The 13572-nt window shown below is 72.9% G+C and carries 11 protein-coding genes; 6 read left to right on the top strand and 5 right to left on the bottom strand.

Annotated elements, in window-relative coordinates; translation table 11 throughout:
• The first annotated feature begins 44 nt into the window (after positions 1–44).
• Positions 45–1277: a tRNA uracil 4-sulfurtransferase ThiI gene (gene thiI, locus ACH35V_RS09220; protein WP_395971237.1), complete on the top strand. Its 1233-nt coding sequence runs from the start codon at positions 45–47 to the stop codon at positions 1275–1277.
• Between the two features lie 31 nt (positions 1278–1308).
• On the opposite strand, the gene ACH35V_RS09215 is transcribed toward thiI, so the two are convergent.
• The 3 genes from ACH35V_RS09215 to aroF form a co-directional block, all read right to left on the bottom strand.
• On the bottom strand, positions 1309–2208 hold the full coding sequence (locus ACH35V_RS09215) for a DUF5954 family protein (protein WP_395971235.1): 900 nt from the start codon (positions 2206–2208) through the stop codon (positions 1309–1311).
• Between the two features lie 41 nt (positions 2209–2249).
• Positions 2250–3233: a DMT family transporter gene (locus tag ACH35V_RS09210; RefSeq protein WP_395971233.1), complete on the bottom strand. Its 984-nt coding sequence runs from the start codon at positions 3231–3233 to the stop codon at positions 2250–2252.
• 215 nt (positions 3234–3448) lie between these two features.
• Entirely contained in the window at positions 3449–4495 is a 1047-nt protein-coding gene (gene aroF, locus ACH35V_RS09205; RefSeq protein WP_395971232.1) for a 3-deoxy-7-phosphoheptulonate synthase, read from the bottom strand.
• A gap of 305 nt (positions 4496–4800) precedes the next feature.
• On the opposite strand from aroF, the gene ACH35V_RS09200 reads away from it, so the two are divergent.
• The 5 genes from ACH35V_RS09200 to ACH35V_RS09180 all read left to right on the top strand — a co-directional run bounded on the left by ACH35V_RS09200 (position 4801) and on the right by ACH35V_RS09180 (position 10112).
• Positions 4801–5424, top strand: a complete 624-nt coding sequence (locus ACH35V_RS09200) for a sulfite oxidase-like oxidoreductase (protein ID WP_395971231.1) — start codon at positions 4801–4803, stop codon at positions 5422–5424.
• Positions 5425–5770: 346 nt separating this feature from the next.
• Positions 5771–7015, top strand: a complete 1245-nt coding sequence (locus ACH35V_RS09195; protein ID WP_395971230.1) for a sensor histidine kinase — start codon at positions 5771–5773, stop codon at positions 7013–7015.
• A 76-nt stretch (positions 7016–7091) separates the two neighbouring features.
• Complete coding sequence (locus tag ACH35V_RS09190) at positions 7092–7916, top strand: LytR/AlgR family response regulator transcription factor (protein WP_395971229.1); 825 nt, start codon at positions 7092–7094, stop codon at positions 7914–7916.
• Positions 7906–8406 (top strand): hypothetical protein, encoded by a 501-nt coding sequence (locus ACH35V_RS09185; protein ID WP_395971228.1) that lies wholly within the window; start codon positions 7906–7908, stop codon positions 8404–8406. Before ACH35V_RS09190 ends, ACH35V_RS09185 begins: the two co-directional genes overlap by 11 nt.
• Positions 8403–10112: a cation acetate symporter gene (locus tag ACH35V_RS09180; RefSeq protein WP_395971227.1), complete on the top strand. Its 1710-nt coding sequence runs from the start codon at positions 8403–8405 to the stop codon at positions 10110–10112. The genes ACH35V_RS09185 and ACH35V_RS09180 overlap by 4 nt, the downstream gene beginning before the upstream one ends.
• A gap of 648 nt (positions 10113–10760) precedes the next feature.
• Here ACH35V_RS09180 and ACH35V_RS09175 read toward each other — a convergent pair.
• Together ACH35V_RS09175 and pknB are read right to left on the bottom strand one after the other, a co-directional pair.
• Entirely contained in the window at positions 10761–11606 is an 846-nt protein-coding gene (locus ACH35V_RS09175) for a deoxyribonuclease IV (protein WP_395971226.1), read from the bottom strand.
• 20 nt (positions 11607–11626) lie between these two features.
• Positions 11627–13543, bottom strand: a complete 1917-nt coding sequence (gene pknB / locus ACH35V_RS09170) for a Stk1 family PASTA domain-containing Ser/Thr kinase (RefSeq protein ID WP_395971225.1) — start codon at positions 13541–13543, stop codon at positions 11627–11629.
• Positions 13544–13572: the final 29 nt, after the last annotated feature.

Below are 13572 nucleotides of genomic sequence, written 5' to 3'. Positions count from 1 at the left end.
CACTGGAGTCCCACCCCGACCTGTTCCCGCCAGGAGGACCACGCATGACCACGCTCGACCCCGCTCCGGCGGACGTCCGGGAGCAGTCGCCGGTCGACGGCGAGCCGTGCGTGCTGCTCAAACTGGGCGAGGTCGTCCTCAAGGGCAAGAACCGCGAGCAGTTCGAGCGCCGCCTCGCCGACAACGTGCGCACCGCCGTCCGCCCCATCGCGCGGGTGGACGTGATCCGCCGCCACGGCGTGTTCATCGTCCGCAAGCACGATGCCGACCTGGCCACCATGGACCGCGTCGCCCAGCGGATCACCGACGTCATGGGCATCGTGTGGGCGCACCGCGCCTGGCGCGTCGGCAAGGACCTCGCCAGCGTCGAACGCGCCGCCCTCGAACTCATGGACGGCCGGACCGGGACGTTCGCCGTCCGGTCCCGCCGCCGCGACAAGCGGTTCCCGATGACCTCCACCGAGCTCGACCGGCACATCGGCGCGCTCCTGACCGGCAAGTACGGGCAGCCCGTCCGGCTCAAGGCCCCCGAGCACACCCTGTCGATCGAGGTCGACCGCGACGAGGTGTTCGTCTACTCCGGCGGGCTCCCCGGCCAGGGCGGCCTGCCCGTCGGGATGAGCGGCCGCGCCCTCGTGCTGATGTCCGGCGGCATCGACTCGCCCGTCGCCGCGTACCGGATGATGCGCCGCGGCCTGCGCGTGGACTACCTGCACTTCTCCGGCATGCCGTTCACCGGGCCCGAGTCGATCTACAAGGCGTACGCGCTGGTCCGCGAGCTGGACAAGTTCCAGGGCGGGTCCCGGCTGTTCGTCGTCCCGTTCGGGAAGGCGCAGCAGCAGATCAAGTCGTCCGGCGCCGACCGGCTCGCCGTCATCGCGCAGCGCCGGCTGATGCTGCGCACCGGCGAGGTCCTCGCCCGCCGCCTGCGCGGCGCCGCGCTGATCACCGGCGACGCGCTCGGCCAGGTGTCCAGCCAGACGCTCACCAACATCACCGCGCTGGACGACGCCGTCGAGCTGCCGATCCTGCGGCCGCTCGTCGGCATGGACAAGGTCGAGATCATGGACCAGGCGCGCCGGATCCGCACCCTCGCGATCTCCGAGCTGCCCGACGAGGACTGCTGCACGATGCTGGCGCCCCGCCGCGCCGAGACCAAGGCGAAGATCGACGACCTGCGCCAGATCGAGAAGCGCCTCGACGTCGGAGAGCTCGCCGACCAGCTCGCCGAGTCCGTCCAGGAGCACCGCCCCGCCTACGCCGACCCCGCCGCCTGACGCGGCGTCTTCTAACGCGGCGCGCGGGCGCTCAGCGGGCGTCGAAGTCGGTCGGACGCGGGGGTTCGGGGCCGTCGGGGCCCATCAGCGTGACGCGTTCGATGCGGACGATGCGGAACCGGCGGCCGGCGACGGCGATGCCGTTGCGGCGCGTCTCGTCCTCCATCAGCTCCGCCGCCTCCGCGAACCGGGCGACGTCCGTCGCGGCGGGGCTCTCCACCGCGGGCACCACGTGCCGGAAGTAGGTGACCAGCGAGTCGCGGGCCTGCTGCGGGGCGTCGTGCAGGCGGCCCACCGGGCGCCAGCGCCGCTCGCCCCGCTCCGCGACGGTGAACGCGGGCGCCAGCGCGACCGGGGTGAGGAACGCGCCGGTCGGCTCGCCGCCCCCCGCCGCGGACGCGTCCAGCACCTGGCACAGCAGCTCGGACATCGCGTAGCCGGAGGCCGCGCCGTCCTCGGGCAGCAGGTCGTAGGGGCGGGCCGCGACCCGGTCGCGGGCGGGCAGCGCGTCCAGGTCCGTGGGACGGGGCGGTTCGGGGCCGTCCGGGCCGGTGCGGACGAGCTGCTCGATCCGCACGATCCGGAACCGCCGCCCGCCCGCCGTGACCTCGTCGGCGGCCTCGTCCTGCAGCGTCCGCGCCGCGGCGACGAGCTGCCGCGCCTGCGCGACGTCCCGCGCCGTCGCCGCCCGGTCCTCCAGGTGGACGGCGAGGAGCTCGCGCGCGCCCTGGGGCAGCGGGTCGCAGGGACACACGATCTGCCAGCCGTCCTGAACATGCTCCGCGGCGGTGAACAGCGCGCCCAGGAGCACCAGCTCCGGGTAGGCGGACACGGCGCGGCAGGCATCCGCCAGCATCACCGCGGCGACCGGGTCGACGCCGTCCAGATCCTCCGGGAACAGCCGCCCCCCGGCGTCATCGCCCGTAGTCATGCCGGACATCATTCCCGCCGTGACCGCCCCCGGCCAGTGGTTCATACCAATTTGTTACCGGCCTGTATATGTTCGCCATCGTTCCGCCGCCGGACGGGCATGACCAGCCCCACCAGGCTCGCCGCCAGCAGCGCGAGACCGCCGAGCGCGACGGGGCCGAGTCGCTCGTCCAGCAGGACCATGCCGAGCACCGCGGCCACCGCCGGCTCCGCGAGCGTCAGCGTCGTCGCGGTCGTGGCGGGCGTCGTGCGCAGCCCCCGCGCGAACAGCAGGTAGCCGCCGCCCGTGGTGATCACGCCGAGGTAGAGCGCGATCAGCGCGCCCTGCCCGCTGGTCATCCATCCGGTCGGCTCCGCGAGCAGGACGGGGACGAGCGGGACGGCGGCAGTCCCGAACAGCGACCCGGCGACGGCCCGGTCCTCCTCGCCGCGCGTGATGAGGACGGACGCGATCGTCGCGTACACCGCGTACGACAGCCCGGACAGCAGGGCCAGCGCGATCCCGCCCGGCTCGACCCCGGCGTCCCGGCCGCCGCCGATGAGCCCGCTGCAGATGAGCAGCGCGCAGCCCGCGACGGCCCCGGCGGTCGCCAGCGCCCACCGGCGTCCCGGCGCCGCCCGCCGGGTCGCGAGCCCGATCACGCCGGCGAACGCGGGCGCGCTGCCGATCGTGACGACGGTGGCGACCGCGACCCCGGTGCGTCCGGCGGCCACGAAGAACGCCGCCTGGTACACGGCGATCGTGACCGCGCCGGCGCCGACGAGCGGCCAGTTGCGGCGGTCACGGAACAGGTGGCGCAGCCCGGCGCCGCGCCTGGACGCCGCGGCGAAGCCGAGCAGGATGATGCCGCCGACGATGATGCGGATCGCGGCGACCGAGAGCGCGGACGACCCGTCCGCGAAGGTGCGGACGGTCCCGGTCGTCCCCCAGAGGGACGCCGCGACCAGGATGTCGGCGCCGCCGCGCCGGACGCGGGCGGACGAGTCCTCGCCGGACGCATGCCGGACGGACGTGTGCTGAGACACGGGAGAAGCTCCTGACCTCGAATCGGACGAAGGTGATCCGGATTCGGGGCGCAGGAGGACACGGCCGGGCGCATCCGGCGCCGGGCCGTGTCAGGACTCGGTCAGCGAGTGCGGTCGCCGCGCCCCGTCAGGAGCGCGGCGGTCCGCAGTTCGGGGTCCAGTAAGCCATGGACGGAACGATATATCCGATATGGCCAATACGCCGATTCGGCCGGTCAGGCGGGGACGGCGTCGGGGTCCTGGGCCTGGGTGAGGGCGCGGCCGACGATGGGCGGCAGGTCCCGGACGACCTTGGCCAGCTCGCGCAGATCGCCGTCCACCAGGGCCTGCGGGCCGTCGCACAGCGCCGTCTCGGGATGCGGGTGCACGTCGATGATCACGCCGTCGGCGCCGATCGCGATCGCGGCGCGGGTCAGCGGCAGGACGAGGTCGCGGCTGCCGCCCGAGTGCGACGGGTCCACGATCACCGGCAGGTGGGAGAGGCGCTGCGCCACCGGCACCGCGGAGATGTCCAGGGTGTTGCGGGTCGCCTTCTCGAACGTGCGGATGCCGCGCTCGCACAGCACGATGTCGAGGTTGCCGCGCTGGGCGACGTACTCGGCGGCCATCAGCCACTCCTCGATCGTCCCGCTCATGCCGCGCTTCAGCATGACCGGCTTGCCGGACTCGCCCGCGGCCTGCAGCAGCGCGAAGTTCTGCGCGTTGCGGGTGCCGATCTGCAGCATGTCGGCGTAGGACGCGACGAGGTCGACGTCGGCGGCGTCCACCACCTCGGTGACGATCGGCATGCCCGTCTCCTCCCGCACGTCCGCGAGGATGCGCAGGCCGGCCTCGCCGAGGCCCTGGAACGCGTACGGGGACGTCCGCGGCTTGAACGCGCCGCCGCGCAGCAGCGTCGCCCCGGCGGCCTGCGCCATCTGCGCGGCGCCGAGGGTCTGCTCGGCCGTCTCCACCGCGCACGGCCCGGCGATCAGCGTCATGGTCCCCGGGCCGATCGGCACGCCGCCCACGCGCACGACCGAGCGCTCGGCGTGGTTCTCGCGGCTCACCAGCTTGTGCGGCGCGGAGATCCGGACCACGTCGCTGACGCCGCGCATCCCGCGCAGGTTCAGCGTCCCGAACTGCTGGACGTCGCCGACGAGCCCGACGATGGTCCGCTCCACGCCGCGGCTGACGAAGGCCTCGCCGCCCGCCGTCTCGACCAGTGAGACGACGGCGTCTATGTCCGCTTCGTTGGCCTCCGGGGCCATGACGACGACCATTGGTGTGCTGCCTCTCTCCTTCGCCCGGGATCCCCGATGGACCCCGCGGACAACCCCTGGAAAGACGAGAGCCCCGGGCCAGTGCGGCCCGGGGCTCTCGACATGAGGTCTGTCAGCGCAACGTCTGGCAGACCAGCCGCCCGGGCTGGTCGAACCAAAAGAAATACACGACGTTGCGCACGGCCCCAGCTTAACCGCTCCGGCGCGGTGCCGGACCCGGCGGGCCCCCCGCCCGGACCCCGCGCGGACCGCGCGCGGACCCCGAATATGGCTCACCTCACTCCGGATGGCAGGATGGCCGCGTCATGTCCCACCCCGAGCAGTCCGCACCGGAGCCGCGCGATCTTCCGCCCGGCCAGTACGTCCCCCGGGGCTGGCCCGTCCTGCACTACGGCCCCGTGCCGAAGTTCCGGCCCAAGGACTGGGACTTCCGCGTCTTCGGCGCGACCGCGTCCGGGGAGCAGTACCGCTGGACGTGGGACGAGTTCGACGCCCTCCCGAGGATCACGACCGTCGCCGACTTCCACTGCGTGACGAAGTTCACGATCCCGGACAACGACTGGGAGGGCGTCTCCGGCTCGGCGATCGTGGAACTGGCGCCGCCCGCGCCGGACGTCACGCACGTGATGGTCTGGGCCGAGTACGGCTACAGCGCCAACATCCGGATGAGCGACTTCCTCGCCGACGGGACGATGTTCGCCACCCACCGCGACGGCGAGCGCATCAGCCCCGACCACGGCTTCCCGATCCGGATCGTCGTCCCGCACCTGTACGCGTGGAAGAGCGTGAAGTGGGTGCGGGGCGTCGAGTACCTGGTGAAGGACCGGCGGGGCTTCTGGGAGGAGCGCGGCTACCACAACGTCGCCGACCCGTGGCGGGAACAGCGGTACTCCTACCAGGAGGACGAGGGCGAGTCGCCGCCCCTGTGACCTGTCAGAAGGCCCGCAACTCCTGTGGCGTGGCCCATCCGAGACCTTCGTAAATGGGCAACACACCGCCCCTCGCGGACGACAGACGTTACCGTACGTTGTCATGGTTCTACCGTCCGTCGCGGACGTCGTCGCCTGCGCCACGGCCGCCGGTGCCGTCGGCGCCGCCGCGGCGGCCTGGACGCTGCACCGGTCGCGCGACGTCGCGCGCGGCTTTCCGCGCGGTTTCGCGCGAGGTCTCCCGCGCGGCGTTGCGCGCGGCGTCGCACGCGGGCTTTCGCGAAGGCTTCCGCGCGGCGGTTCACGCGGGCTTCCGCGTCGCTTGCCCGGTCGTCTGCCCGGTCGCGTGGCCGGTCGCCTGCCCGCGGACGCGGCCGAGCAGGCGGCGTTCGCGACCCTGCACCTGATCGCGCGGGCGTCGCCGCCGCTGCGCGCCGGGCTGACCGAGGACTCGGCGCGCAAGGCCGCCCGGCGGCTCCGATCGCTGCTGGGCGCCGAGGCGGTCGCGCTGGTGGGCGTGCTGCCCCCGTCCGACGACGACCTCGACGACCTCGACGACGACCACCCCGACGACGACCACCCTGGCGTTCCGGCGGCGCCCCGGCTGCTGGCCTGGGACGGCGCCGCCTGTGACGCCCACGCGGCGGGAGCCGTCCGGGACGCCCTGCCGGTGCTGGCCTCCGGCCGGCCGCGCGTGATCGCCCCCGAGCTGATGAGCTGCCGCGACCCGCTGTGCCCCGTCCAGGTCGCGATGGTCGCCCCGCTCACCGTCGAGGGACGCGTCGAGGGGACGCTGACCGTGTACTGGCGGCACGCGTCGACCGCGCGGGTCCGGGCGGTCGGCGAGGCGGCCCGGCTGGTCACCGGCCAGCTCGAACTCGCCGGGCTCGACAACGCCCGCATCCGGCTCGCCGAGGCCGAGATGCGGGCCCTGCGCGCCCAGATCTCCCCGCACTTCGTCTACAACTCACTGACGACGATCGCCTCGTTCGTCCGCACCGACCCCGAGCGCGCCCGCGCGCTGCTGCTCGACTTCGCCGACTTCGCCCGCTACTCCTTCCGCAACCCCCGCGACTTCACCACCCTCGCCGACGAGCTGCGCTCCATCGACCGCTACCTGCTGCTGGAACGGGCCAGGTTCGGCGAGCGGCTCCAGTTCCGCGTCGACATCGCGCCCGAGGTGCTGCCGGTCGCGGTGCCGTTCCTCGCGCTGCAGCCGCTGGTCGAGAACGCGATCCGGCACGGCATGGAGAGCGCGGGCGAGGCGTTCCACATCTCGATCGTGGCGCGCGACTCGGGCGCCGAGGCGGCGATCAGCGTCGAGGACGACGGCGTCGGCATGGACCCCGAACGGCTCCAGGAGATCCTTTCCGCGCCGCTGGGCCGTCCCGGACCGACCGGCTGGGGCAGCGTCGCGACCCGCGCGCGGCGGCCCGGCGGCGACCCCGGCATCGGCCTCGCCAACGTCGACGAGCGCATGCGACAGGTCTACGGGGACGAGTACGGGCTGACCGTCGAGACCGCTCTCGGCGCCGGAACCAAGGTCAATTTGCGCGTCCCGAAGTACCGTCCGGGCGTGTTTCCGGACTGAGCCGCGCCGCCGCGACACGCCACTCACTTTTCGGAACCGATTGCGGACAGACGGTAATCGCGGCAAAGTCGCCCTCATGCTGCACGTCCTGGCCGTCGACGATGAACGTCCCGCGCTTGAGGAGCTGACCTATCTGCTCCGCAAGGATCCGCGGGTCGGCCGGGTCAGCTGCGCGGGCGACGCCTCGTCCGCGCTGCGCGACCTGAGCCGGATGCTCGTCGAGGGCGAACGCCTCGACGCCGTTTTCATGGACATCCGCATGCCCGGGCTCGACGGGCTCGACTTCACCCGCCTGCTCACCGGCTTTGCCGCGCCCCCGCACGTCGTCTTCGTCACCGCGCACGACGACTGCGCCGTCACCGCGTTCGAGCTCGGCGCGCTCGACTACCTGCTGAAGCCCGTCCGTCCCGAGCGGCTCGCCGAGTCGGTGCGGCGCGTGGCCGGGGCGGTGGACCAGTCGGCGCCGGCCCCGGTCGCCGCTGAAGGCCGCGACCCCGAGGACGAGATGATCCCCGTCGAGCTCGGCGGCCGCACCCGGCTCGTCTCCCGGCGGGCGGTCACCCATGTCGAGGCGCAGGGCGACTACGTCCGGCTGCACACCGCCGACGGCGGGTACCTCGTCCGCATGCCGCTGTCGGCCCTCACCAAGCGGTGGGAGGCCGCCGGGTTCATCCGGATCCACCGCAGCACCCTGGTCGCGTCCGCGCACATCACCGAGGTGCGGTTCAACGGCGGCCGCGCCGCCGTCCAGATCGGCGACGAGCTGCTGCAGGTCAGCCGCCGCCACACCCGCGAGGTGCGGGACCGGCTCGTCCGCCGGTTCCACCACCCGGACGGGACGGCCGCCGGCGGCGACGGCGCGGACGGCGGCGCCACGGGAGGCGGTCCCGATGACCGGTGAACGCCGGGTGCCGGTCACGGGGGCCGCGACCGTCCACGCGCCGGCGCCGGGGGACGACGCCGCGCCGCCGTCCGGAACCCGTCCCGCCGAACGCTCCGCCGCCGGGCCGGAGCCCCCCGGATCCGACCCGCCCGATTCCGATCCTCTTCATACCGGCTCGTCCCGTTCTGTGGCGGTCGGCGGCGCCGCGGTGTCCGCCCTCATCCGGCGCCAGCTGGGCATCGCCCTCCGAACCTGCGCGATCGTCGTCGCCGTGGTGGCGGGCCTGCCCGCGCTGCTCGTGCTCGCCCCGGCGGTCGCGGGCGTCGGGGTGCGCGGCGTCCCGCTGTTCTGGCTCGTCCTGGTGTTCGGCATCCAGCCCGTCTGGATCGCCTTGGCGATGCGGCAGCTGAGACGCGCCGAACGCGCGGAACGCGAACTGACGGGACCGGTCTCTTCTGGGAGGAGGCACCCCCGCGCCACCCGGAGCGAGGCGGTGGGCCGTCCGTGACCGCGCTGGCCGTGGCGGCGGCGCTGATCGCGGTGGGCGCGGCGCTGGCGACGGCGTCCGTCCGCGGCCGCCGCTCCGCCCGGCCCGCCGCCGACTCCCTGGTCGCCTCGCGCGGCGTCACCCCCTGGTGGAACGCGTCCGCGATCGGCGGCGAGTACATCTCCGCCGCCGCGTTCCTCGGCTCCGCCGGGCTGGTGCTCGCCTACGGCGCCGACGCGCTGTGGCTCCCCATCGCCGCCACCGCCGGATACGTCCTGCTCCTCGCGTTCGTCACCGCGCCGCTGCGCAGGTCGGGCGCCTACTCCGTCCCCGACTTCGCAGAATGGCGGCTCGGCTCCCGGACCGTCCGGCGGATCGTCACCGCCTGCGTCTGCTTCACCGGCTGGTTCTACCTGGTGCCGCAGTTCCAGGGCGCCGGGGTGACGCTGCGCGTCCTGACCGGCGCCCCCGTCTGGACGGGCTGGGCCGTCGTGGTCGCCGTCGCGCTGCTGCTCGCCGCCGCCGGCGGGATGCGCGGCATCACCGCCGTCCAGGCCGTCCAGTTCTGGCTGAAGCTCGTCGCCGTGGCCGTCCCCGCCATGGCGCTCGTCGCGGTGTGGAACCTCGCCGGCGCCCCCGACCCTGTCTCCGCCGTCCCGCCGAACTTCGACCGGGCCACGCGGGTGGAGGTGCGCACCGACGCCGCCGTCACCGTGCCCGCCGCCGTCGCCGTCACCGCACGAGGCCATGTGGACGGCGTCGCCCGCGACGGCGAGACCGTGCACCTCGCACCCGGCCGCCACACCATCGGCGCCGGAACCGACGTCCGCTTCCCGGCCGGCGCGGCGGTCCCGCACGCCGAACGGCTGCCCGTCCAGGACGGCGTCACCTGGGCGACGCCGTTCGGACGCGGCGGCGAGATCGGCCTCTACCGCATCTACTCGGCGCTGCTCGCCATCCTCCTCGGCACCATGGGCCTGCCGCACGTCCTGATGCGCTTCTACACCAGCGCCGACGGAGCCTCCGCGCGCCGCACCGCCGCGTTCGTGCCCGTCATGCTGGCCCTGTTCTCGGTGTTCCCCATCCTCTACGGCACCTTGGGACGCCTCTACGCCCCCGAACTGCTGATGACCGGCGAAACCGACGCGACCCTCCTGATGCTGCCGCAGCGGATGATCCCCGGACCCGGCGGCGCGCTGCTCACCGGCCTCGTCACCGCCGGGGCGTTCGCCGCGTTCATCTCCACGTCCTGCGGGATCGTCGTCGCCCTCGCCGGGACGATCTCGCAGAGCGTCCGCCGCCGCAGCGGCGTCACGGCGTTCCGCCTCGGCGTCGTGCTCGCGCTGGCCGCGCCGCTGGCCGTCCTGCCGAGGATCGCCCCGCAGGGCGTGGTCGGCCTCGTCACGGTGGCCCTCTGCGTGTCGGCGTGCTCCCTGTGCCCGCTCCTCGTCCTCGGCATCTGGTGGCGCGGCCTCACCGCCGCCGGCGCCGCCGCCGGGCTCCTCGTCGGCGGCGGCCTCGCCGTCGCCGCGGGCACCGTCCGACTGTTCCACGGCCCCTGGACGGGCTGGCCCCAGGTCGTCCTCACCCAGCCCGCCGCCGTCGTCGCGCCCACCGCGTTCACCGTCATGATCGTCGTGTCGCTGCTGACCCGCCGCCGCGTCCCGCGCCGCGCCGACCGCGCGCTCATGAAGCTGCACCTGCCCGAGGGAACGCCCGTCCGCTGAACGCCCGCGATCCATCGACCATCGCGTCGGCGCGCATTGTGGACCGTTCCCAAACGCCGCTCGTCCCGCCGGACCGCCCGCTGACCGCATGACTACTCAACGCACATCTATGACTACGTACCGTTTACCGAGACCTGGGTTTTCCTAGTCCGCAACTGTGGCATCACACCTCTAGAGTTCTCAGTGGCACCGAACGCCACACCGCCCCCGGAGGGACGGGCGGTCCGTGAAACGGCACACGCCGCACACACCGCGAAACCTCCGCCACAAGAGCAAATCCGGAGATCCGGCTCGAACGCCGGATCGTGCGTCGCTGGATCCCGTACCGGGGGGGTGGGATCCGGTGGCCTGTGGCTCGGGCGTCGTTGAACAGTCGGGGGGTTGTTCAGCGGCGCCCGAGCTGTGTTTATTTGTATTTCTCTCCTCCTTCGGGCCCTGGGGGCCCTCCATCGTCGAGAAATACGCGCGATCGCTGCATCGCTTCGGCTCGCCTGGCGGCTCGCTGCGCGATCAGGTTTCTCGCAGGCTCGAAACCTGCCTTCGGACGCGATCGCAGGCGTTGAGGTTGTTGCTGGTTGCTGTGGCGGTTGGGGTCCGCGCAGTAGTGGGTGCCTGTTTGCGGGGCGGTGCGGCTTCAACCACCGAGTTCTAGGTGTCGCGGAGGCGTTTTAGGGTTTCTATGTCTTTGGCGTGGGGCTCGGGGGCGCGGCCTGGGGTTTCTATCAGGAACGGGATTCCGGCCACGGCGGGGTGGCGGAAGAGGTCGGCGAATGGGTGTTCGCCTATCTGGCCCGCGCCTATGTTTTCGTGGCGGTCTCTGCCGGAGGCGCAGGGGTCCTTTGAGTCGTTGGCGTGGACGAGCTTCAGGCGGCCCTCGCCTACGGTGTCGATCAGGGCGTCGATGGTGGCTTTTGCGCCGCCTGGGGCCGCTAGGTCGTGGCCTGCGGCGAAGGCGTGGCAGGTGTCGAAGCAGACGCCTAGTTTCGGGTGGTTTTCCAGGCGGTCGAAGAATGGGCCCAGATCCTGGACTTTGGCGCAGAGCATATTGTTCTGGCCTGCCATGGGTTCCAGGAGCAGGTCGGGGCCGTCTTCGGGGATCTCGTCCAGGAGGGGGAGGACGTGGTCGCGGACCTGGGACATCGCCTCGTCGTAGGTCTGGGTGACGGCGGAGCCGGTGTGGACCACTACGCCCAGCGCGCCGATGGCGCGGCCTCGGGTGAGGGAGTGGCGGACGGTCGCGATCGACTTGGCGAGGGTCTCCTGGCTGGGGGAGCCGAAATTCACCAGGTACGGGGTGTGGATGTAGACGGGGATGTCCGTGGCGCGGAGTTTCTCGTCTTCGGCTGGCTTTCCTTCGGGGAGGGCCCAGCCGCGCGGGTTGGCGACGAAGACCTGCACGGCCTCGGCGCCGATCTGGGCGGCGTATTTCAGGCCGCCGGTCGCGAGGCCGCCGGCCACGGGGACGTGCGCCCCGACGGGGTTGCTGGATGTCATCGCCCGATCAGCCTAGCCGGTCAGGGGCCCCGGACGATGGTGACGGTGGAGCCACGGCGGGCCTCGCCGCTGTTCGGGGACTGGAAGCGGACGGTGTCGCCGCCGAACCCCGTCACGTTGACCTTGAAACCGGAATCTTCCAGGGCCTTCTTGGCGTCGTCCACGTTGCCGCCGGTCAGGTTCGGGACGGGGACGTTCTGCGTGCCTTCGCCGTCCTCGCAGCCGAACTGGAACGGGCCCGTGTCGACGAGGCAGTCGCGCTTGTTGACGACGATCGTGACCTTGTCGCCGCGGGAGACGCCGGTGCCCTCGGACGGGTTCTGCCGGATCACCGTGTCCGGCGGCTTGCCTTCGGCCTTCTCCTTCTCGACCTTGACGTCCAGGCCCATCGAGCGGAGCTGGTTCGCCGCGGCGTCGCCGTTCTGGCCGACGAGGTTCGGCATCGACATGCCGGTGGAGACGATGACGCCGACCGGCTCGTCGGGGGACTGCCGCTCGCCCGCCCCGGGGGTCGTGCCGACGACCTGGTCCTTCGCGATTGTCTGCGATGGGGTGAAGCTCGTCCTTCCTACGGCGAAGCCTTCGTCCTTGAGGGTCTGTTTGGCTTCTTCAAGGGACTTGCCTTCGACGTCGGGCACTTCCTTGGGCGTGATGCCGCGGGACGGTGTCAGCGTGACGGTCTCGCCCTTGGCGACGCGGGCGCCCGCGGGCGGGTCGGACTTGGCGACGCCGCCCTTGTGGACGCGGTCGTCGTAGACGGCCTTCGCGGTCTGCACGTCCAGCCCGGCGCTCTCCAGCCGGTCGCGGGCGTCGGCGACCTTCATCCCGATGATGGACGACGGGACGTGCTCGTACTGCCCCGACGTCTGGTACCAGACGGCCCAGCCGAGGGTGACCGCCGCGATCACGCCGATGGCGGCGAGGACGTACCGGCCGGTCAGCGCCCCGATCGCCCGGTCGGCCCTGGTGCGCTCGGGCGCGTGGCCGGGTGGGAGGGAGCCCGCGTCGAGGACGGCGGTGCGGCCGTGCGAGGGCGGACGCTCCAGGACGGCGGTGGCGTTCGTCTCCTCGAGGCGGCGGTCGAAGTCGCGGGGGAGGCCGCCGAACACCTCGGCGACCTCGGCGAGGTACTGGTTCGCGTCCTGCGGGCGGCGCTGCGGGTCGTGGCTCGTCGCGTCGGTGACCAGTTCGTCGACGCGGGCCGGGATGCCGGGGACGGCGCCCGACGGCGGCGGCACCGTCTCGTTCGCGTGCTTGTAGGCGACGGCGAGCGGCGTGTCGGCCTGGTGGGGGAGGCGGCCGGTGAGCAGCTCGAACAGCATGACGCCGGCGGCGTACACGTCCGAGCGGACGTCGGAGTCGCCGGACACCACCTGCTCGGGCGCCAGGTAGCCGACCGTCCCGATGATCACGCCGGTCTTGGTCAGCTTGCTCGCGGTCTCGGCCCGGGCGAGGCCGAAGTCGGCGACCTTGACCTGGCCGTCCTCGGTGATCAGGACGTTCTCGGGCTTGACGTCGCGGTGCACGAGCCCGGCCCGGTGCGCCGCGCCGAGCGCCGCCAGCACCGGCTGCATGACCTCAAGCGCGGCGCGGGGGCCGAGCCGCCCGAGCGTGGTGAGCGCGTCGCGGAGCGTGTGCCCGGCGACGTACTCCATCACCAGGAAGACGTGCTCGCCGTCGGTGCGCTGGTCGTAGACGGCGACGACGTTCGGGTGGGACAGCGCCGCGGCGGCCTTGGCCTCGCCGATGAAGCGGGCGACGAAGTCCTCGTCGGAGGCGAGTCCGGCGTGCATCACCTTGATCGCGACGATGCGGTCGAGCCTGATGTCGCGGGCGACGTAGACCGTGGCCATGCCGCCCCGGGCGATGCGGGACTCAATGCGGTAGCGCCCGTCGAGCACCCGCCCGACGAGGGGATCGGCAACCGTCGTGTCCATCGCTGCGATTTTACGGCCGGATCGGCGAG

The organism is Actinomadura sp. 1N219, assembly GCF_044326405.1.
Classification (GTDB): domain Bacteria; phylum Actinomycetota; class Actinomycetes; order Streptosporangiales; family Streptosporangiaceae; genus Spirillospora.
Note: the sequence above shows the minus strand (reverse complement) of the source record. Positions and strands in the feature narration are given on the sequence as shown.

Excerpts from the sequence above, each read along its gene's own strand:
- thiI (WP_395971237.1), top strand. The coding sequence starts at position 45 with ATGACCACGCTCGACCCCGCTCCGGCGGACGTCCGGGAGCAGTCGCCG.
- ACH35V_RS09185 (WP_395971228.1), top strand. The coding sequence starts at position 7,906 with ATGACCGGTGAACGCCGGGTGCCGGTCACGGGGGCCGCGACCGTCCAC.
- aroF (WP_395971232.1), bottom strand. The coding sequence starts at position 4,495 with ATGGTCGTCGTCATGGCCCCGGAGGCCAACGAAGCGGACATAGACGCC.
- ACH35V_RS09200 (WP_395971231.1), top strand. The coding sequence starts at position 4,801 with ATGTCCCACCCCGAGCAGTCCGCACCGGAGCCGCGCGATCTTCCGCCC.
- ACH35V_RS09215 (WP_395971235.1), bottom strand. The coding sequence starts at position 2,208 with ATGACTACGGGCGATGACGCCGGGGGGCGGCTGTTCCCGGAGGATCTG.
- pknB (WP_395971225.1), bottom strand. The coding sequence starts at position 13,543 with ATGGACACGACGGTTGCCGATCCCCTCGTCGGGCGGGTGCTCGACGGG.
- ACH35V_RS09190 (WP_395971229.1), top strand. The coding sequence starts at position 7,092 with ATGCTGCACGTCCTGGCCGTCGACGATGAACGTCCCGCGCTTGAGGAG.
- ACH35V_RS09175 (WP_395971226.1), bottom strand. The coding sequence starts at position 11,606 with ATGACATCCAGCAACCCCGTCGGGGCGCACGTCCCCGTGGCCGGCGGC.